The organism is Culturomica sp., from assembly GCF_003524185.1.
In the GTDB taxonomy this organism is placed as follows: domain Bacteria; phylum Bacteroidota; class Bacteroidia; order Bacteroidales; family Marinifilaceae; genus Culturomica; species Culturomica massiliensis.
The window spans coordinates 1-21,391 of the sequence record NZ_DOED01000019.1 but is presented as its reverse complement, the minus strand read 5'-3'; the positions used below and the strand labels follow the sequence as shown (position 1 = coordinate 21,391).

The following is a 21,391-nucleotide window of genomic DNA, read 5'->3' as shown; positions in this document are numbered from 1 at the left end:
CATCAGGCTCATCCTAAATTGTAATTTCATCATTCATCCGTTATATTTACAATATTTACAGGCATTGTTGCCGGCAGCAATCCATTCTTCAGCACAATCCTCTGTCCGCGGCTTCCCGCCAAAAACGAAGCCAAGCCGGTAGGCAAACCACTCCGGGGATCGTTCAATAAAATATAAATACTCCTCCGTAACGGATATTGTCCGGTATACAGATAATAAGGATAAGGCTGAAAACTGTTGCGGGCATTCGGTAACATTGCACTCCCGACACGCATTACCCGTACCCTATTTAAAAATTCCATACTCAACGAATCCCGGTCGTCACTGATCCAATTCACACCGATCACACCAAGTGCATCCGGCGTACGGGAAACATAATCGACGACGGCCCGGTTGGAACCGGCAGCAAAACAATTCTCCGACAGTGAATCCCCCTGCAAAAGAGAGTCCAGCATATAACGGACAGTACTGGAATTCGGATCGTCGAAAGCCACCCGGATATTTCCCCCTCCCATCCGGCCATACAAGTCTTTCCACCGGAGAATTTTACCTGAAAGAATTTTCCGGAGCATATCCGTATTGACAATCGTATCGTTATTCTGCAGATTCACGATCAAAGCAATTCCATCCGTTGCAATCCGTATGACCTGCGGGAAAAACTTACGACTATGAAAAGATGCCATTTCTTCTGCCGTCAACGGCCGGGTAGCAACAGCCAACCGGACACTGTCCGCCAACAGCAGGTTGATCGCCCGGGTCTCATTGGTATAAGCGGGTACGATACCTGCTGCGGGGGTCAATGCCTCAAAAACAGCCAATTCAGCATCCAATAACGGGAAAAGAGTTGCGTCTACAGCAATCCGGATAACCCCGCTGTTCAAGGTATCCTGATTTACAGCCGGCTTGCTTCTGCATCCCCACAACATACCAATCAGTATAATCACCCCAACAAACAGATTTCCCTTACCAATCATCATAACATCGCTAATTTTGATTCAACTTAAAAGTAACCGGTAAAGTAAAACTTGCAGACACGGGAACACCTCTCTGCTTTCCCGGTATCCATCTCGGCATTTTCTCCACCATACGAACCGCCTCTTTATCCAAAGCAGGATCGACAGAACGAACGACGACAACATCCCGGATAGCTCCGTCTTTCCCGACGACAAACTGAATATACACCCTGCCTTCTATACCGTTTTCCTGGGCCGTAATGGGATATCTCAACTCCTTGTGCATCCACCTATGCAAAGCCTCCATTCCTCCCGGAAAGGCAGGCGGTTGCTCCACCACTTGAAACACCTCGTCTTTCTCTTCCTCCTGAACGATCACCTTGTGTTCTTCCAATTCTGCAATATCCTTTCCATGCTCCTCATCGTTCCCTTTCACATCCGCAACAGAAATAGCTGCTTTCGTTTCAGTCACCTCCTGTTGTGTTTTGATCTCATCCTCATCCCTCACCTGCTCGTCCGCCTTAATAACAGGAGCCGTAAATTTTATGGTACTCTTCAAAGCCGGAGGCGGTGGAGGGGGAACTTCAATCTGTATCTTATTTTCCTCCTTTACTTCCGGTTCATCCATTTTTAAATCGGACAAAGCCGTTACCGATACCATTTTTTCCGTATTTTCCACCGGACGGATAAAACGGATAAATGCCGGTAAAAGCAACGCAACAATTACACATACAACCACAATCAGATATGCAGTAATGTGGCGCCGCGGAGATGTCTTACGAAGCTTATAGGCTCCGAAATCCTTATTTTTTCCCTCAAATACCAATTCGCACCATTCGGGGGAAGTCCATTTGATATCTTTTGCCATAATCTTCCTATTTAGACTTATTAACCGGGTCCTCCCGGACGACATACCCATCATGTGTCAGATTCTCCAACAGTTGTAAATCCCCGGGAGTAATATCTACAATTGCATATCGCCCGATATTACATATCTGCATTTCATCCAACACATCTATCAAATTACTGTAATCGGCAAAATCCGTAGCTTTTATCAACACAACCGGAGAATTCTTATCTTTCTTCAACTCGGCAACCTCCTTTTCAAACTCTTCACCGGTAATCTCCAGATTCAACTTTTTTTGCTTCAGTTTTTTCACTTTTTCTACTACATCCCTGTTCCGTCCCAATAAAACAGAACGCAATCCGGAAGAGGAAAAATCCGTAGCCTTTACTAAATCCGGATCTTCATAATTAGCTTCCCCGAAATAGTAAAACACCTTACTATCTTTCCCAAGCAAGACGGTCACTGCCGTAGAAGCCTTCACTTTATTCTGCTCCTGTTCATTCTGCACATCCTTACGCGGCATACTGATCTCCATGGTTTGGGGTTTTATAAGAGAAGTACAAAGCATAAAAAAAGTTATCAGCAACATATTCATATCCACCATGGGGGTAAAATCTACCCGGATATTGAATTTTTTCTGCTTTCCCTTTTTCCTTACTCCGTCATCTCCTTTTACCTGTATCTCAGACATAACGTTTTTCTTTTAATTAAATTTCAGGCATATTCTTCAGAGAAGTGATCAGATTGTATCTGTTCTCCCTCAAATCCTGAAGCGTATTCATGACATCCTTTATAAAAGGATACGGAGTATGATGATCTGCTTTAATAGCAATAATCAAATCCTTATTTACCTCACGGGCAAATTTCACCCATGATTTAAACTGGTTATCCGTACTATCGCAAGGAATCCCGTAATTCATCAAAATACGGTCCTGTTCTTCGGGAGCCAGATTCAAAAATTGTTTCATACCCTGTATAGGAACTCCGAAAGAATTACTCAGACTGAATTTTTTTACCTCTGCATCCGTAAAAGTAACTCCATACTGCTCTCCCATTTTTTTCAACACCTCGGCCCGGTTCTGGGGTTTATCCAATCCCAGAAACACCTTACCCCCGGGTTCAACCAGTACCTGCAACACATTCGTTTCAGGAATTTTTATCTCCGAAACGGAAGCAGGCGTATTTACCGATACCGGTTCCTTTTGCACAAAAGTCGATGTCAGCATAAAAAAGGTGAGCAGCAATACCGTCACGTCACTCATAGCCGTCATGTCTATGAATGTCGATTTCTTTTTTATTTTCTCGTTTGCCATAACGCTCGGTTTTATAACGGTCAGTGTTTCAACGTAAACGTTTGTACAATGTAAGAACCGATTTCATCTATACTATGAGTAACTCCGTCAATTTTACTGGTATAATAGTTATAAGCAATAACGGCGCATGCTCCGGTCAATATACCGAACGCCGTATTTACCAAGGCTTCCGATATACCTGTTGACAAAGCTATCGAATCGGTTCCTCCGGCAGAAGAAAGGGCGGCGAACGACTTGATCATACCGATCACCGTACCGAGCAATCCCATCAAAGTCCCCAGTGTCGTAATTGTAGCAATAACGGGTAAATTTTGCTCCATCCCCGGTAATTCCAGCATCGTAGCCTCATCCAACTCTTTCTGTATCGCCAATTGCTTCTGTTCCATAGTGAAATTAGGATTGCTGTTTATTGCATCGAATTTTGACAAAGAAGAAAGAATCACATTAGCAACAGTACCCTTTTGCTCCATACAGGCTTTACGTGCACCTTCGATATTCCCGTCATCCAACAACAATTTGACGTTCCATACAAAATCCTGTAAGTTTTTCCGGCCCCGGGTTTTCCGTAAAGCGATATAACGTTCCACACTCAATGTCAACACCGTAAACAACAACGTCTGAATAACAGGCACAATTACACCACCCTTATATATCGTTCCCAGCAAATTACCCGGTAAAGGATGATTATTCGGATCATTATTCATAAAATTCGACGGATTACCGAATATAAAATGGTAAACGGCCAATGCCAATATAAAGCACAGTACAATAATCGGAAATGCCGAAATACCGAACCTTCTTTTCTTATTTTTATTTTCACGATTTTTCATGACGATAGTATTTTAGTTGTTTATAAACGTTTCGGACAAGAATTTTAACGATAGCTGATGCAACCTGTAAAATACAGGACACATTACCATACAAATTATAAATATTGTTAATAATAAAGGTCTGATATTTACGAGTCTTTCTGCATATGTTACAACACAAAGCTTCGCAAATTACCATCTCCGGACTCCTCCGCATGATATTTTTCAGAATCCCTTAAGAAAATCAGGAAAGTCAAATTATGATTTGCCGTAAACAATAGATATAGAATCCACTCATATACCGCGTTCCCAGAAGAGCGCGAAAACATTTCTCTGCCGGTATTAATCCGGCAGACAATAATGCATTCCTTACAAGGATAACCTTCACCGCAAACAGAGAATGTTGATTTTTCAGATTACTGAATACACTTTCATTCCCACTGGAAGCAAAAGTACGCTCCATATAGCCCTGTATATCGGGCAAAGAAACATTAAACAAAGCCTGATCATCCACAAGCTGATGATCGGCTATGAGAGAAAGAGAAAGTTCTTCCTGAACCGAATCTTTCCGGATATCCGCTGCAGTCATACACAAAAGAAGCAGCAAAATAGAAAAACCATATAAAATAAAATGTCTCATTTCTTCTCATCAATGCTATATCAAAAATAGATAATATTTATTACTTAATCAATTATTTTCATTAAAAATCACAATGCCGGGAGCAGAATTCTGTTCCCGGCATTCCAAATAAATCAAACCGAATTATAGAATGAAATTAAAAGCCTTCATCCATACCATTCATCATGTTATTGTTTTGATCTTGCTGTCCACGTTGCTGCGGACGGTTACGTGAAGCTTTCATATTCCCGAAACTATACGTTAGCGTAAAACCGACGGTACGCCCGGTACGCCAATTTTCCGCATATTGAGTAAAACCCGTTCCGGAAGTCTCTGTTTTCCATTTCCGGGTATTGAAAATATCCCGGGCATTCACACTCAAACTGAGTTTTCTGTCCCAGAAAGCTTTACGTACACCGGCATCCACCGAATAATTAGCTTTACGATACCCCTGGGCAATGATCCGCTTCGAATTATAGCTGCCGGTCACCTGCAAAGAGAAAGAAGCCGGAAGAGCCACATTCGCAATCATCTTGGCATCCCATGAAAAATCTTCGTTGGCTTTTCCGATCACAGGCGCCTGAGCTCCTTCGGGCAAATAAGAAAACCCGTCCAATTTATTATAATACAAATTTACCGTCGTCGTCAAATCCAATATCCGGGCAAAATTATTTTTCAACACCAGTTCTGTCCCCGCAGATTGGGATTTCGCCACATTTTCATAAGTACTTTTCATGATATTACCATCCAGATAACTGATGCGCTGGATAACATCGTTCGTACTCCGGTAATAAGCCGATATGGATAAAGTATGGCTTTCCCAATTTTTAATATAATTCAATTCATAAGCATTCGAAAACTCCGGATCCAAATAAGGATTACCGTAAGAAATGTTTGTCGAGTCTGTCACATTCACGAAAGAATTCAATTGACGCCCCCAGGGTCGGGAAATACGACGGGTATAATTTACTTGTATCTCGTTTCCGGCAGGCAATGTATAGGTCAGAAAAACACTGGGAAAAAGACTGAAATAATCATTTTTGTAAGGAGATACTTCTCCCTTCGATTGTCCGAATCCCAACGAACGGGTCTCAATATGTGAATATTCCCCTCTCAATCCGGCCTGAAAACCGAATTTATCGAGCCGGCCGGAATAAGTTGCGTAAAGGGCCTGTATATCCCGGTCGTAATAAAACTTATTATACAATTCTTCATCCGGCAGTTCGTCATCGACCGTCGTTCCCGAAAAAGTCTCTACCGGACTTTTCTCTCTGGACATCGTCCCTTTATATCCGGCTTCAAGTTTACTGTTCTCTGAAAAAGCATTTACGTAATCCGCCTGAAGTTCCCAGCCATTCGAGCGCATATCACTTTCCTGCCGCTGATATGAGAAATCCTCTCCCCCGGCATCATATTGAGAACGCTGCTTATAAATACTCGTTCCGTCCATATTCCAGGGATTCCAGGAAGCCGTAATATCCAAATTACTGGTTTTACTGAAATCATGCTTATATCCCAACTCCACATTTCCCCCCTTCATCTTATTTTTGGAATCGGTAATCCGTTGCCGCTCCGCAAAAGAACCGGGGATATTACTGCTATAATTGATCGTTGTCGTCTGATTACGATCGCCGAACATACCGAAAGCTCCGATATTGAAATGATCCTGCTTCGTCAAATGATAAGTCGCTCCGGCCCGGACAAAAACAGGTCCTCCATGACCGTCATTCTCCGATAACTGATTCAAAAAAGAAACGGGATTACCCTCCGCATCCAGATTCGTCCGGTTGGAAATTCCGCCTCCTTCCGTAACCCGGCGCCGATAACCGATATTGGCATAAGCATCTATTTTCCCACTGCTGTAATTGATATTTCCGCTGGTATTCCAGCCGCCACGGGTATCGACTCCTGCTTGTAAACTACCGAAATACCCGGCTTTCCGGTCTTCCTTCAATACAATATTAATAATTCCCGATGTACCCTCCGGACTATATTTGGCAGAGGGATTGGTAATAACTTCTATCCGCTCGATACTCTCTGCCGGCATCTGCTCCAATATCTGCGCCCGGTTATCTGCCGACAAACCGGAAGCCTTCCCGTTGATCCAAACTGTTACACTCGTACTTCCACGCAACGAAACCTCCCCCTCGTTATCCACTTCCACTGAAGGAATATTACTCAATACATCACTCGCCGTACCACCGGTAGACGAAATATTCTGATCGACATTGAACACTTTCTTATCGATTTCAAACTTCATCTGGGATTTCTGTCCCAAAACTTTCACCTCTCCCAACACCTGTGAATCCGGCTCCAACTCAATCATTTTAAAATCGATATTCCCGTTTTTCGAAGAATATGTAAAATTCTTCTCATACGTCCGGTAACCGATAAAAGAAATACTTAATGTATATTCCCCATCCGATAAACGACCGATCTGAAACTCTCCGGAATGATCCGTTACGGCCCCGGTCAGCGGAACTGTCGTACCGGCCTTACGTACACTCACATTGACAAATTCCATCGGTTCTTTGGTCTTTGCATCGATCACGTTTCCCCGAACACTTCCCGTAGCTTCTACAGATGCACTCGACGGTAGCATCCACACAACAAACAAAATAATACTGACTAACTTTTTCATTTTTCTTATAACTATTATACTCCCCTTATAGTTTTATGTCTTAAATTTTCATCCCAGACACAACCATTGACCAATTCGGAAGCCAAAGGTTTATTAATTATAATATAAAATGGATTTTTTTAAATAACATTAAGAATTCTCCAAATATTCTCTGCCGACTAATGTCGAAGCTTTCCTGTAAAATCATGAACCTAATCTCCAAAATCCTGTCTGATAATTTACGATTCAGTCATTACAGAAAAATTACTGTTTATTTGAATCTAAAATCTTATTAGAAAATCAACTCTTTTTACTCCTATTCAAAGCGTAAATCCGAATCATCAATCACTTGTAAGCTGACTTACGGAATAACCAAAAATCTCTCCCCAGGCTTGCCCGTACCCAAATCGTAAATCAAAAATTACACAATGAGTCCGTCCCAGTGTGTTATTTTTTTCATACCCATTTTACAATTTAAAATCTAAAATCTAAAATTTAAAATCTCCCTCCTCTCATCCTTCATCCAAATACTCTTCTTTGAATATCTGTACACAAAGCGCAAAAATAGCCAATAACAAAGGCCCGAATATCACCCCCATAAAACCAAACAAAGAAAGTCCGATCACAACCCCGAATATGGTAATCAAAGGATGAGTGTCTGCCATTCTCTTTACCAGGAATGAACGAATGACATTATCAGCATTGGAAACAATAATAATACAATAAAGAGATAAGCCGATCGCTGCCCCCCAACTTCCGGTAGTTCCCAGATACAAAGCCAGAGGTATCCACACAACTGCTGTCCCGACGACAGGAATAATCGTTGCAAAGCATGACACAATCCCCCACAAAACAGGAGCAGGAGCACCGAAAATAACATATCCCAGCATAGCTATAGCCCCCTGAATAATCGCCAACAGAGGAACCCCGATAGCATTCGATTTAACAACCATATTGAATTCTTTCAGGATATCCCGCTTGTTTCTCCTGTTAAACGGCAAAAGATCGGCAATGTAAGATTCCATTTTCCTTCCTCCGATCAACATAAAATAAAGTACAAAAAGCAATACAACTACATTGATGACAAAACTGGTAATGCTCCCCATTAAAAATTGCCCGAAACGCGGCAACAAAGATATGGCTGCATTGATATTGGCCTTACTCAACAAGTCGTATCCCGTTTTTTCCCGGATCAAATCGGAAACTTTATAAATAGGATCGATTATACTCCTGGGCTCCAGATTGACATCCTGCAACTTATCGATCATCAGCCAGATAATCAATCCCAAAGGAATCAAAAAAATCAAGATGGTTTCCAACAATATCAATATGGCCATAATACTACGACGCATATGGTGGCGTCCGGAAAGATATATCATCTGATCCCGGAGCAAAATATAAACCGTCATCGCTCCCAGTATACCCCCCAAAAAAGGAGTGATCTCCCAAAAGATAACCACCCCTAAAAGCAGAAGAATAACCACCAGCGAATATTTCCAATATTGCTCTTTAACACCCATGACATCAGGATTTTTCAGCCCATTCCAAAATGGTCTCACTCTTTACTTCTACTCCGAATTTTTTAGCCTTTGACAAAATCCGGCGAGCCAATTCCTGCTTTTTATCGTCAGGGGCATATCTGAAATAAGCCTCGGCAGCCCTGACATGGGCGGCATCCGGTATCGGAAATTCCCGGGTTTCCGGAATTCCGAAATCAGAATCTTTCAATTCCTTTCTCTCTTCGGCACTCAGGCGATCAGAATGCACAGTCCTATCGTTCATAATCAGTTATTTTTTATTACTATCTGATTATAAACGATAAATATTCACCAAAAGATTAGATTTTCACAATATTTATGATCGTCAGTATACTGATACGGTTTTCCGGTCAGGTATGAGGACAAATATCATCCCATGCCGTATCTCCTTCAACTCCGGTCAACCAATCGAAAACATAATGCCGCTCCATCACAACACCTCCGTCCAAAGCTCCCGGAGCCTCCTTCCCATGTACACGGGCATCCACACAGGCCCAATCGTAACGCAACGTCAAATCGGCAGCATCCAGTATTTCGGCATCCGTACGGGGTATCCCCTTGGAAAGCAAATCGTCTATTCCTTTATGTTGCCAGAACAAACCGGCTATGACAGGGACATCACAGATCTCGGAAGGATAAGGCAATTCCTCTACCACTCCGGCAGCCCAAAGAAGCACCGCACAGCATTCGTAACGCCATGCAAACTGTATACGCTGACGTTCTTCCGATTCGGCATCCTGTATATAAGCCATCTCCATCGGTGTAAGAAATGCCTCAATACCGTATATTTCGTTCATCTTATTTACATACAAAAAAGCTTCTCTCCGATCCGGATTTTCGGCCAGCATCACTTCCGAATATACGGCCACGGCAAACAATGCAGCAGCCCGCTGTAACATTTCCTTTCTGCTCCTGACACAAGCATCCTGCTCCGTCACAGCACAACGCAAATGCGCGGCATACGGAATTCCCTGCTCCTTTAAAAGCGCAATTGAACGTGCTTGCCGCTGTTTATCGGCCTCCGTGTCTTCTGAACGCCCGCAATCCAACACATCTGCGTTACCGATAGGCGTAAACTCTTTCAGATCACTCTTTCCCTCAATTGAGAATACCAGCTTCCCCTGACCATTATAGATATGCATATTCGGATATAACAGAAAACCGTTCACCTCCTGTGCCAGATCGAAAAATGTATTGACGATATAATTGGTACGGGCAGCATTATCATCCGTCTCGAAAACAATGCCGACCACACAATTGAAACAGGCGATCTGACGAAGGATATTTTGCTTGACTTCCTCAGAATCAGCTTCTGCCTGCGAAAAATAATCCGCCATACCTTGCACATGAGAAGCGATAAAATCCGGTTTACCCTGCCGGTGGCTCAAATTCAATACAATAGAAGTATCGTCCTGTAAAAAAATAACGGTACGGTCATCTTCTGTCGAAACAGATTTAGCCACCCCCTGAAACAATTTCCGGGCACCCGCAGGTATCCGGTCAGGATCACCGATTACCGTATATAACGTAAGATTTACCTTGTCCATACTCATTCAGATTTTGCTTCGAAGATAACTCTTATATTTTATTCCGGCAACCACCCCTAACCGATATCGTTTTTAATAACCGACAGTCATTCCTTCCCGGTGATGCGTTCCCTGCTCCAACTCATCAATCAGGGCAACTGAAAAATCCGCAACTGAAATCCGGCTATCCCCATCCTTATCTACGATTAAATCATCTTTTCCCAGCCGGAAACGACCGGTTCGCTCTCCGGGTTCCAGGTTGGCAGCAGGACTGAAAAACACCCAATCCAATTCTTTTTCAGGCAATAAATAATTTGCATAAACTGCTGCTAATCCCTTTATTCCCGGCAATAAATGTTCCGGCACCTCCCCGCTATCAAGCAGACGGACTCCGGGCCGCACATACAATCTTCCTGCACCCCCGACCACCAATAGCCTCTTTACGCCGGATTTCCTCACCCCCTCGATAATCGCCTTATACCCCTGAAGAGTATGCTCGTATATATCCGGATCTTTCCAACCCGGATTATAAGCACTGATGACAGCATCCATTCCCACCGCCAGCCGAGCTACTTCCACCGAATTGGTTACATCTCCTTTTACTATTTCCAGATTATCATCCTCAATATTCAAATTTTCAGGATGCCTGACAACAGCCTTTACCCGATATCCCCTGTTCAAAGCCTCACTCAAAAGAGCCGAACCGACATAACCGCTGGCTCCGATAATAACGATATTCTTCATGATTTTTTTCAGAGTCTACGAAAAAGAAAGGCTATCGGTTACTGCTTTCACCGATAGCCCTAGACAGATATTCCGCATATCCTACGGCAAATATTCTTCCTGTATATTTTTCATCGCTGCAAACAGATTATTCCGGACATGCGGCGAAAAAGTCTCCATCTGTTTCAACAACTTACCGACGGCATCCCGGTTTGTTGCCTGTTCGTAAGGACAGTTCTTTTTCTGTTTCCGGAAACCCCGGTATTGAGCATAGCGCACAGTTTCCTCATTCGTAAGATAAATAAATGGACGTATCAAAGTAAAACTGCCTCCGAACATTGATAACTTGGGAGGCATACTGGCTATCGTACCGTTAAACATCATACTCATCAGCAAACTTTCCACCGCATCATCCCGGTGATGCCCCAATGCCAGCTTTTGACATCCGTGTTCCCTGGCTATTTCAAACAATGCCTTCCTGCGATTCCACGAACAGACAAAACAAGCCGGTTTCCCGGAATCTTCCCGGACCTCTGCATCAATCACACGAAATACCACTTCAACCCCCAAACGATCACACAATTGCTTTATATATTCACCATCGACCTCATAGGCCACATTTTTCACAGCAATATGAGCCGCCATAACCGTATAACGATATTTCGGATCACGTGCCCTCAAAGCCAATACCTCCAATAAAGCCAACGAATCCTTCCCTCCGGATACGCCGACCAAAATCTTGTCTCCGTCGTTTATTAACCCATAATCATAAATGGCTTTTCCCGCTTTCCGGAAAAATTCGCGCATAAACACTTTTTCTTTCTTCTTCTCTATGGGTGAAGACATCTCTTCCTGCATATACATTGTATTTATTTATCTGATCTGTGCATTTACCGGTATTCACCGACACCATTTATCATCCCTCTATCGCCGGCTACATTTCAAATCATGTACCATCAAAGCCGCAAAACGATCAGAAGCTCCGGATTGCCCCATACGCTTCTCCAACTCATCGTAATCGGCAAGCATACAGGACCGCTCCGGTCCCTCCCCGACAACAGCCTTCAGTTCCCGAAGTAAATTTTTCTCGTTCAACTTTTGCATCAGCAACTCTTTCACCACCTCTCGTCCCATAACCAGATTGACCAGCGAAATGTACTTTACCTTAACAAAAAGTTTGAACAGAAAATAGCTGAAAGCCCCTCCTTCTCCGCTGTAACATACCACTTCCGGTATCTTTAACAAAGCCGTTTCCAAAGTTGCCGTACCGGAAGTCACTAAAGCCGCCCGGGATTGTTGCAATAAACGGTAAGTCTGCCCATAAACGATCGGCACACCACCACCCTTCATATAAGGAGCGTAATCCTCAGCCTTCATAGAAGGCGCTCCGGCAATCACAAATTCATATTCCGGAAAATACTTTACCATCGATAACATCTTCGGTAATACATGCTTCAACTCCTGAGCACGGCTACCTGCCAAAAGAGCTATAATCGGCTTGCCGGATAAACCGTTTACCTCTACAAAATCATGAAAAGACTCCTCCTGCCAAGGTCTTTCGCTGATAGCATCCACCAAAGGATTCCCGGCATACTGCACGACGTAGTCGTACTTCCGGTAAAAATCTTCCTCAAAAGGAAAAATAACATACATCCGGTCGACATACGCCTTGATTTTTTTCACACGCCCTGTATTCCAGGCCCACAACTTCGGCGAAATATAATAAAATACTTTAAAACCGGCAGCTTTGGCAAACCTGGCAATACGCAAATTAAATCCCGCATAGTCGACCAGAATCAATACATCCGGCTTCCAGTCCGCAATATCCTCACAACACAAACGGATATTTTCCTTTATTTTCCCTAAATTCTTTAACACGGTAAGAAACCCCATAATAGCCGTATCCTTATAATGCCGCACAATTGTACATCCGGCCTCCTGCATCAAATCTCCTCCCCATCCCCGGAATACGGCTTCCGGATCGTTCTTTTTCAATCCCTTGATCAGATTTGAAGCATGTAAATCTCCCGATGCCTCCCCGGATATGATATAATATTTCATTCGGTATTAAAAATTATATTCTTTTTATGTGTTATCGCTCCTTATCCCCCCACTTCTTTTCCGATACTTTATTTCGCAAAGGTAAAAAATACCCTCAAAATAATTACTTTTGCATCCAAATTAAGTCCGTATGCCCGATTATCCTCAGATAAACCGGAGCTTACTTTCACCACGGATTTTATAACCTTATAAGCCGGTATGATTTTAGCAGGAAAAAAAGCAGCCTATATCACCCTCGGATGTAAACTGAATTTTTCGGAAACATCGACAATAAAACACAGCCTCGAAGAAGCAGGTGTCACCACGGTAGGGGAAAAAGACGGAGCAGACATCTTCGTCATCAACACCTGTAGCGTTACCGATATGGCCGAACACAAAGGCCGGCAACTGATCCGTAAAATCATCCATCACAACCCGCAAGCCTGTATTGTTGTGGTCGGTTGCTACGCCCAGTTGCGAGCCCGCGAAATACTGCAAATCGAAGGTGTTGACCTGGTATTAAGTGCCGCCGATAAATTTAAAGTACGCCACTACCTCGAACGATACGATGAACCCGCGACAGACGATCCTCACTCTTGCGACATATTTAAACTCTCGGCTTTCGATCTGGCTTATTCCTTCGGCGACCGCACCCGTAGCTTTCTGAAAATACAGGATGGATGTGACTATTTTTGTACCTACTGTACGATCCCGTTTGCCCGGGGAAAAAGCCGTAGCGCAACAATCCCGCAAGTATTACAGGCTGCCCGGGACATCGCTTCCAAAGGCATACGTGAAGTGATTCTTACCGGTGTAAATACCGGAGACTTCGGACGTGAAACCGGAGAAACATTCTATCGGTTACTACAAGCCCTGGAAGAAGTATCGGAAATCGAACGTTTCCGGATCTCTTCCATCGAGCCCAATCTATTGACCGAAGATATCATCGCTTTTATCGCATCCTCAAAACGTTTTATGCCCCATTTTCATATTCCTTTACAATCCGGAAGCAATGAAGTGTTACGCCTGATGAAAAGACGCTATAACCGCGAACTCTTTGCAGAAAAAGTCTCCCTCATCCGCAATCTATGCCCTGACGCATTCATCGGTGTCGATGTCATTGCCGGAATGCGGGGCGAAACCGATGATTACTTTGAAGATGCCTGCCGATTCATTGAAACCCTGGATATTTCCAGATTGCATGTATTCCCTTATTCCGAGCGTAAAGGCACCAAAGCCCTTGATATCCCCGGCAGCGTCCCTCCCCAGGAAAAGCACCGCCGTGTAAATGCCCTGATCCGGCTATCCGATCGTAAACTTAATGCATTTCACAAACGCTTCGAGGGACAGGTACGCCCCGTACTGTTCGAAGACAACAACTCCAGAGGATACATCTGCGGCTTTACGGACAACTATATCCGTATCGGACTCCCGTATGACAAAACATTGGCAAATCGTATCATCCCGGTCCCCCTTACCCCGGACATCATGAGAGAAGAATAAAACCATATCAATCGGGATATTTTTCCAGAAATCGGGACGATTTATATGTACAATCCAAAATTGTAAATTCAAAATCCACAACTTATATGTACTATTTTTTTACATATCTTTTGTTATATTCAAATTATTTACAATCACATGCTTATGAATTATAATTATTGTAGCTAATTAACAATATTTAATTAGCAACATGTCACTAAAGAAGTATCTTTGTAGCAGAAAATTTTTCATAGTTTGTTTCTGTTTAGGGTTAGTAGTTATAAGTGGCCGGAATCTCGGCCACTTATTTTTTATTCTTACACTACTTAGTAATACACGATTTTTTTTACAACAGCAACAACAAAACAAATCATAAATCGAAAATCGGAAATCAAAAATAATCCTAACTTTGTCCGAGTTTTAAATGATTGAAAACTTCGTTCAGATTCAAATATGTACATCTTCATTACAGGAACAGCAGGATTTATCGGTTCATTCCTGACAGAAGCGTTGACTTCTCGCGGACACCGGGTTTACGGTATTGATTCCATCAACGATTATTATGATATCAATCTCAAAAAAGCCCGGTTGGAAAAATGCGGCATCTCTCAGCCTCAATACGGCCGGGAAATACGATCTGTGACATTACCGGGCTATATATTCCGGCAGATGGATCTGTGCGACAAAACACAATTGAACGAAATCCTGGCCAACAATCATTTCGACTGTATGATCAATCTGGCAGCCCAGGCAGGAGTCCGCTACAGTCTGAAGAATCCGGAAGCTTACATCCAAAGCAATATCTGCGGTTTCCTGAACCTGCTTGAAGGCTGTCGCAACCACAATTGCCCTCGCCTGATCTATGCCTCTTCCTCTTCGGTATATGGCAATTCACAAAATGTACCGTTCAACGAGGCTGAACAAGTCGATCACCCCGTAAGCATATACGCCGCTACTAAAAAAAGTAACGAACTGATGGCCTATACCTATTCTCACTTATACAAAATCCACACCATCGGCCTTCGTTTCTTCACGGTATACGGCCCTTACGGACGTCCGGATATGGCACCCATCTTATTCGCCGGCTCCATTGCTGCCGACCGTCCCATCCGGATTTTTAACAACGGAAAACTGGCCCGCGACTTCACCTACATCGACGACATCATTGAAGGTATCGTCAAAATTACAGAGCATCCGGAACAGGCAAGCGAAGACACGGCCGGTATCCCCGCAGTCATATACAACATCGGGCACGGTTCCTCCATGCAACTGATGGATTTTATCCACATCCTGGAACGAAACTTAGGCAAAGAAGCTCAAAAAGAATATGTCGGCATGCAGCCCGGCGATGTCTACCAAACCTGGGCCGATACCCGTAAATTGGAACGTGATTTTCATTATAAACCGACGACTTCCCTCGAAGAAGGCATTACCCGGTTTGCACAATGGTATAAAGAATATTATAAAAATCTATAACTCTGTTTTAAAACAAGGGGTACACCGACGGAATTTAAACGGAAATTAAATTCCGGAATTATTGTATAAATACCCCAACAGCCGGTTAATCTTCCCGTAAGACAACAATTAAATCAAGAAAAACGCCAAACACCTCCCTTCTCTCAGAAATATTTTCCTACTTTTACAACATTAATTAACACTTCCCAAAGATGAATAAAGATCTCTTCAAATCTCCGATACGGCGTTTCATTGAAACCAAGATCAACGGTGGAGCCATTTTACTCTTTGTAGCCCTCATTGCCATGATCATTGCCAATTCACCTTTTAGAGAACATTATAATTCTTTATTCGCCCAGGAAGTCGTACTCCAATTCGGTAATTTCAGTCTTTTCCATAGCCACGGCAACAACATGAGCTTTCTGGCCTTAATCAACGATGCCTTAATGGCCGTCTTTTTCTTTTCTGTAGGTTTGGAAATCAAACGGGAAGTTCTGGTCGGCGAGCTCTCTTCTCCCCGGAAAGCCATGCTTCCGGTTGTAGCAGCTTGCGGTGGAATGATTATCCCGGTACTTCTGTTCTTACTGTTTAGCCCTGCCGGAGCTGCAGCCAAAGGAGCTGCAATCCCAATGGCGACAGACATCGCATTTTCCCTGGGCGTCCTTTCCTTATTGGGGAAAAAAGTACCGTTGAGTTTAAAAATATTCCTGACAGCTTTTGCCGTAGTAGACGATATCGGCGGTATCATCGTTATCGGAGTATTTTACAGCAGCCAATTGGTACCCGAATACCTGCTGTGGTCCCTGCTCTTTATCGCCGTTCTTTATATCGGAGGACGCTGGGGCATCTCCAGCAAATTATTCTATATCTTCTTCGGTATCATCGTATGGTATCTTTTCCTGAATTCCGGAATACACCCCACCATTGCGGGAGTTATCGTAGCTTTTACCGTCCCGGCACGTCCCAAACTCGACCTGTCGCACTACACGGCCGACATCCGCAGAAGCCTCGAAAGTCTGCCGGGGCAGGACATGCACCATAACCGTATTCTGACCAATTCCGAACTCTCTATACTCAAACACATCGAAGCGGCTTCCGACAAAGCCATCAGCCCCCTGCAATCCCTCGACGACAACCTGCACCCGCTGGTCAATTACATTGTCATGCCTCTTTTTGCCTTTGCCAATGCCAGCATCTCTTTCGAAGGCTTCAGCCTCGCATCTGTCGAAGGAGTAACCCTAACCGTATTCTTTGCACTGGTATTCGGAAAACTGATCGGTATATTCACCTTCACCTGGCTGGCCATCAAAACCGGTCTACTCAGTATGCCTGAACGCATGAACAACAAAATCCTTTTCGGTGTATCCCTGCTCGGAGGCATCGGATTCACCGTATCCCTGTTCATCGCCAACCTGTCATACTCCGGAATCCCGGACATCGGTAACAACCTCCTGAACCAAGCCAAATTAGGCATCATTTCCGGTTCGGTATTTGCCGGTATCTGCGGCTTCTTCGTCCTCAACCGAATACTGAAACCCGAAAAATATTAAAATATTTTTCTAAAAAAAACACCATTCTTTTGATAATATCAAAATTCCATCTATATTTGCATCGCTTTTGGAGAGATGGCAGAGTGGTCGATCGCGGCGGTCTTGAAAACCGTTGAAGTGAGAGCTTCCGGGGGTTCGAATCCCTCTCTCTCCGCAACAAACGCTGAAAATCAGCAGATTGCAAAACAAACACCCAGTTTTACACCCAAGAATGTAAAGTCGGTGTTTTTGTTTTATTTAAGATAATACAACCACTACATAATAAAAGAGTAGCGATATTAAAAGAATCCGATGAGAAAAGACTAATATTTATCTATCCATTCAGTTTGATTTTTCAGGACTTTACATCGTCCTGAAAGTATTTGTTATTGTATTCCAACGTCAGGAGTGGATTATAATACAAGTTTTTTGTGTGGATAGAATTTCGTTTTGCTTAATGTACGAAAGTACTTATCTATAAACGCATGAAATATTAGCACAATGAATCATTGGAAATCAACTTTGGCCGTGATAGGAATAGGCCAACTCATATCTATTTTAACAAGTACGATTGTTGGCTTCTCCATTATTTTTTGGATTAGCAACGAATTTAAATCCCCGACAGCTTTATCTCTGGCTATTTTAGCTGGATTTTTACCACAATTTGTATTAGGCTTGTTTGCCGGGGTCTATGTTGACAGATGGAATCGAAAGAAAACGATGTTTTATTCGGACTTGTTCATCGCGTTCTGTACCCTATGTCTTTTTATTGTGATAACCAAGGGTTATAAAGACCTTTCTTTTTTTTATCTATTGACTGCTTGTCGTTCAATAGGCAGTACGTTTCATGCACCTGCTTTACAGGCAAGCATCCCTCTACTGGTTCCCAAGCACCATCTTGTCAGGGTATCAGGTTTGTACCATTCCATTCAATCCTTCAGTGAGGTGATAGCTCCCGTTGTAGGGGCAAGCCTCGTTGTTTGGCTTCCCATACAGTATATTCTGCTCATAGATGTGATCGGAGCTGTTGCTGCTTGTCTGACCTTACTTTGTGTCCAGATTCCTTCTCTTCAAAAAACGAAAGTTCTTCCAGATTTCAAAAAAGAACTGACGGAATGTTGGCATACCTTGCGGCGTACAATGGGCATTTTGCCTTTATTCGTATGCTTTACGCTGGTGACTTTTGTCCTTATGCCTGTTTTTACGTTATTTCCTTTTATGACGCTTCTGCATTTCAACGGAAACATTTTGCAAATGGGAGTTGTGGAAATGGGTTGGGGCTCAGGGGCATTGTTGGGCGGTTTAGTACTTGCCTGTAAGGCTTTGAAAAGCAAGCAAACATTAGTGATGCATACGGCTTATGTGATATTGGGATTGTATCTGATTAGCGCCAGTTATTTACCATCAAGCGCATTTATAGGTTTTGTTTGCCTAACATTTACAGGAGGCATAGCCTATTCCATTTACCATGCGCTTTTCATCGCTATTATTCAGCAGAACTTGGCTTCGGACATGCTTGGACGGACTTTTTCTCTCATCTTTAGTTTGAGTACCTTTCCATCAATGCTGGGTATCGTAGCTTCAGGATATTGGGTGGAAGCATGGGGTATCACATCCGTCTTTATGATCAGCGGATGGGTTATCTTTCTGATTGGAGTGGGTGCAAATTTTATTTCTTCAATCAAGCAGTTGGATAATTACGCATAGTATTATTTATTAAAGAATTATTATATGACAAAGAAAGAACACACTACGATTACAGAGTTATTTCAAGTTTTGGACTTGTTGGAAAGCCTGGACATGCAGTTTTGGTTGGATGGAGGCTGGGGAGTGGATGTCTTGTACGGACAGCAAACCCGCTTGCATAGAGATATTGACATTGATTTTGATGCCAATTATACAGACCAACTCCTTGATCTTTTGCAGGAGAGAGGATATCAAATTGAAACAAATTGGTTGCCCACCCGTGTGGAACTGTATAGCAAAGAATTAGGCTATATTGATATCCATCCTTTTGTCTTGAATGCGGACGGCACTTCCAAACAAGCCGACTTGGATGGAGGCTGGTATGAATTTCAACCGGACTATTTTGGAACAGCAGTCTTTGAAGGCAGAAGCATCCCTTGCATTTCTGCAAAAGGGCAACAAGTATTCCATTCGGGCTACGATTTAAGAGAGAAGGATATTCACGATTTATCTATAATTAAACAATGTATAACAACAATGAGCCTAACAATTAGATAAGAACAAGAAAATGACAGAAAAACAAATTGTCTGGTATATCTTACTTACAGAAGTAAAGATAGACAGTGACACCCAGTCTGTCACATCCCTGAGTGTAGCTCCATTGGCAGTCTTGCCGGAATTCCAGCGTAAGGGAATTGGGGGGGGGATGTTGATTCAGTAAGCCCATCAGAGGGCAGCACTTTTGGGTTACGGCACAGCAGTCGTATTGGGGCATAAAGAGTATTATCCTCGATTTGGCTATCGCAAGGCTATCGATTTAGGAATTGAATTTCCTTTCGAAGTCTCTCATGAATATTGCATGGTGGCTGAATTAATACCTGGAGCTACTGAGAATGTGAAAGGTATGGTTTGTTATCCAACTGACTTTAAATAGTTTAACAAGTAAAATTCATTATATAACTCGGACTGGGTATTTCAATTTCCCAGTCCGTATTCTGATAGTACTTATTCAATTGGAAGATTGTGTTGCTTCAAGAATGAAAGTTTATCCCAATACCCTCTTTGAAAGACGATTTTGTTATCTTTTACATGAAAAAATCCGCATCCACGAAGTCCAAGAGAGTCTTTCCATTCCATGATAGCCCATTCGCCATCTTCAAAAATATTTTCCACCATACAAACCATTTTAGCAGTGGCAAATTCATTCACAAACATTTTGTAGATTGATTCTTTACCTATTATTGGTTCGTTTGCGACTTGATGATTTACTGCATTAGTAGCATACAGCTCTGCTATATGATAAGCATCTGCTTTGTTAAAGCAATCTATCCATTTTTCCAAAACTTCTTTAGGCTTCATTTTTTATAAATTCTTAGGATTTTGATTCTGTAATAAAAACAATCTGTTTGGATGCATAGATACTTGATTTTATTAATAATAGGCTATTCTATATTCTAAATCCTCTGGATTTTTGCTCTCTCTGCACCGAGTTACGTAGATTCTGCTGTAACTTTTCCCATTGTTCCTTAAACCATTGTACTATGGGTTGTCGGTTTATGGTCAGCATAAGCTTACCACTATCCATCGGATGTTTCTCAACCCTAAAAATATCATTCTTGATGTCAAATTTCCACCTGTGTTCTTCGGAATAAATTTTGCCACTACATTGTATGGATTCTTTCTTTGTCAAGAGGTTTTCTATCATGTCTTTGGTAAACCCGATAACAGCGCATAATTTTTCCATTCTCAACATCTCTTTGAACATGGGAAACCATTTGTGGGCTTTTTCAAGCAAGGTGCTCAATCGTGATATTTCCTTGTCTTTGGCTTCAAGTTCTTGATTATGTATTCTTTGAAGATTACGAATTTGTCTGCTATGCTGTTCCTGTATTTGTTGTATCTGAATTTTTAATTCATCAGTAGCTTTGTCCCGTTTGGTAATTTCCTGATGTAGCTGCTCGATGTGATGTTCCAGTTCTTTCAGCTTACCGCTTCCGAAAAGAGAACCTACACCGCTTGCTATGGCGGTAGCAGCATTGGTGGCTGTTTTCTTTAGTTTGTCCGTGCGTATCTCTGCTTTTACCTGTTTGAGTTCCTGTTCGGCAAGGCTTACTTGTTGTTCCTTGTGTCGCTTGGTTTCCTCTATACGTTGCAGTTCGGCTTTCTGCTTCTCAATGATGAAATCATTTCGTTCCAGATGCTCTTTACCTGTGACAGCTTTTGCCTGTCCACGTTCCATCAGGAGAATATC

20 protein-coding genes, 1 tRNA gene and 1 pseudogene are annotated in these 21,391 nt (G+C 42.7%); 7 read left to right on the top strand and 15 right to left on the bottom strand.

Annotation, left to right across the window (positions count from 1 at the left end):
• Window positions 1–29: 29 nt before the first annotated feature.
• The 13 genes from DD657_RS07560 to lpxB all read right to left on the bottom strand — a co-directional run bounded on the left by DD657_RS07560 (window position 30) and on the right by lpxB (window position 13,009).
• Window positions 30–974 (bottom strand): PstS family phosphate ABC transporter substrate-binding protein, encoded by a 945-nt coding sequence (locus DD657_RS07560; protein WP_287049435.1) that lies wholly within the window; start codon window positions 972–974, stop codon window positions 30–32.
• 10 nt (window positions 975–984) lie between these two features.
• A complete protein-coding gene (locus tag DD657_RS07555; protein ID WP_021986774.1) occupies window positions 985–1,821 on the bottom strand; it encodes an energy transducer TonB in 837 nt (278 codons plus the stop codon).
• 7 nt (window positions 1,822–1,828) lie between these two features.
• Window positions 1,829–2,491, bottom strand: a complete 663-nt coding sequence (locus tag DD657_RS07550) for an ExbD/TolR family protein (RefSeq protein WP_287049412.1) — start codon at window positions 2,489–2,491, stop codon at window positions 1,829–1,831.
• Between the two features lie 16 nt (window positions 2,492–2,507).
• A complete protein-coding gene (locus tag DD657_RS07545; protein WP_021986776.1) occupies window positions 2,508–3,113 on the bottom strand; it encodes an ExbD/TolR family protein in 606 nt (201 codons plus the stop codon).
• Between the two features lie 20 nt (window positions 3,114–3,133).
• A complete protein-coding gene (locus DD657_RS07540; protein ID WP_068688471.1) occupies window positions 3,134–3,943 on the bottom strand; it encodes a MotA/TolQ/ExbB proton channel family protein in 810 nt (269 codons plus the stop codon).
• 232 nt (window positions 3,944–4,175) lie between these two features.
• A complete protein-coding gene (locus DD657_RS07535) occupies window positions 4,176–4,562 on the bottom strand; it encodes a hypothetical protein (protein ID WP_021986778.1) in 387 nt (128 codons plus the stop codon).
• Window positions 4,563–4,698: 136 nt separating this feature from the next.
• Window positions 4,699–7,182, bottom strand: coding sequence for a TonB-dependent receptor (locus DD657_RS07530; RefSeq protein WP_118773617.1), 2,484 nt, complete (start codon window positions 7,180–7,182; stop codon window positions 4,699–4,701).
• Between the two features lie 491 nt (window positions 7,183–7,673).
• Window positions 7,674–8,681, bottom strand: coding sequence for an AI-2E family transporter (locus DD657_RS07525; protein ID WP_021986780.1), 1,008 nt, complete (start codon window positions 8,679–8,681; stop codon window positions 7,674–7,676).
• Between the two features lie 4 nt (window positions 8,682–8,685).
• Window positions 8,686–8,943: a DUF6582 domain-containing protein gene (locus DD657_RS07520; protein ID WP_021986781.1), complete on the bottom strand. Its 258-nt coding sequence runs from the start codon at window positions 8,941–8,943 to the stop codon at window positions 8,686–8,688.
• 106 nt (window positions 8,944–9,049) lie between these two features.
• Window positions 9,050–10,246 carry a DUF4272 domain-containing protein gene (locus DD657_RS07515; RefSeq protein WP_118773645.1) on the bottom strand — a complete coding sequence of 399 codons (1,197 nt, stop codon included), beginning with the start codon at window positions 10,244–10,246 and terminating at the stop codon, window positions 9,050–9,052.
• Between the two features lie 72 nt (window positions 10,247–10,318).
• On the bottom strand, window positions 10,319–10,969 hold the full coding sequence (locus DD657_RS07510) for an NAD(P)-dependent oxidoreductase (protein ID WP_287049401.1): 651 nt from the start codon (window positions 10,967–10,969) through the stop codon (window positions 10,319–10,321).
• Between the two features lie 81 nt (window positions 10,970–11,050).
• On the bottom strand, window positions 11,051–11,806 hold the full coding sequence (locus tag DD657_RS07505) for a tRNA 2-thiocytidine biosynthesis TtcA family protein (RefSeq protein WP_021986784.1): 756 nt from the start codon (window positions 11,804–11,806) through the stop codon (window positions 11,051–11,053).
• 66 nt (window positions 11,807–11,872) lie between these two features.
• Entirely contained in the window at window positions 11,873–13,009 is a 1,137-nt protein-coding gene (gene lpxB / locus DD657_RS07500) for a lipid-A-disaccharide synthase (RefSeq protein WP_118773620.1), read from the bottom strand.
• A 198-nt stretch (window positions 13,010–13,207) separates the two neighbouring features.
• Between lpxB and mtaB the strand changes: the two genes are divergently transcribed.
• From mtaB to DD657_RS07465, 7 genes are all read left to right on the top strand, one after another.
• Window positions 13,208–14,491 (top strand): tRNA (N(6)-L-threonylcarbamoyladenosine(37)-C(2))-methylthiotransferase MtaB, encoded by a 1,284-nt coding sequence (gene mtaB / locus DD657_RS07495; RefSeq protein WP_287049395.1) that lies wholly within the window; start codon window positions 13,208–13,210, stop codon window positions 14,489–14,491.
• Window positions 14,492–14,923: 432 nt separating this feature from the next.
• Window positions 14,924–15,946: a GDP-mannose 4,6-dehydratase gene (locus DD657_RS07490; protein ID WP_021986787.1), complete on the top strand. Its 1,023-nt coding sequence runs from the start codon at window positions 14,924–14,926 to the stop codon at window positions 15,944–15,946.
• A 191-nt stretch (window positions 15,947–16,137) separates the two neighbouring features.
• Window positions 16,138–17,475: a Na+/H+ antiporter NhaA gene (gene nhaA / locus DD657_RS07485; RefSeq protein WP_021986788.1), complete on the top strand. Its 1,338-nt coding sequence runs from the start codon at window positions 16,138–16,140 to the stop codon at window positions 17,473–17,475.
• A gap of 69 nt (window positions 17,476–17,544) precedes the next feature.
• A tRNA-Ser gene (locus DD657_RS07480) sits at window positions 17,545–17,629 on the top strand.
• Window positions 17,630–17,955: 326 nt separating this feature from the next.
• On the top strand, window positions 17,956–19,161 hold the full coding sequence (gene mef(En2), locus DD657_RS07475) for a macrolide efflux MFS transporter Mef(En2) (protein WP_005786079.1): 1,206 nt from the start codon (window positions 17,956–17,958) through the stop codon (window positions 19,159–19,161).
• Between the two features lie 24 nt (window positions 19,162–19,185).
• Window positions 19,186–19,698: a lincosamide nucleotidyltransferase Lnu(AN2) gene (lnu(AN2), locus tag DD657_RS07470; RefSeq protein ID WP_004308783.1), complete on the top strand. Its 513-nt coding sequence runs from the start codon at window positions 19,186–19,188 to the stop codon at window positions 19,696–19,698.
• A gap of 10 nt (window positions 19,699–19,708) precedes the next feature.
• The gene (locus DD657_RS07465) at window positions 19,709–19,861 is read left to right on the top strand and encodes a GNAT family N-acetyltransferase (RefSeq protein ID WP_005786088.1); all 153 of its coding nucleotides are present in this window, start codon (window positions 19,709–19,711) and stop codon (window positions 19,859–19,861) included.
• 284 nt (window positions 19,862–20,145) lie between these two features.
• On the opposite strand, the gene DD657_RS07460 is transcribed toward DD657_RS07465, so the two are convergent.
• Together DD657_RS07460 and DD657_RS07455 are read right to left on the bottom strand one after the other, a co-directional pair.
• Window positions 20,146–20,499, bottom strand: a complete 354-nt coding sequence (locus DD657_RS07460; protein WP_004308780.1) for a nuclear transport factor 2 family protein — start codon at window positions 20,497–20,499, stop codon at window positions 20,146–20,148.
• Window positions 20,500–20,587: 88 nt separating this feature from the next.
• Window positions 20,588–21,391, bottom strand: a pseudogene (locus tag DD657_RS07455) (mobilization protein); the annotation flags it as partial.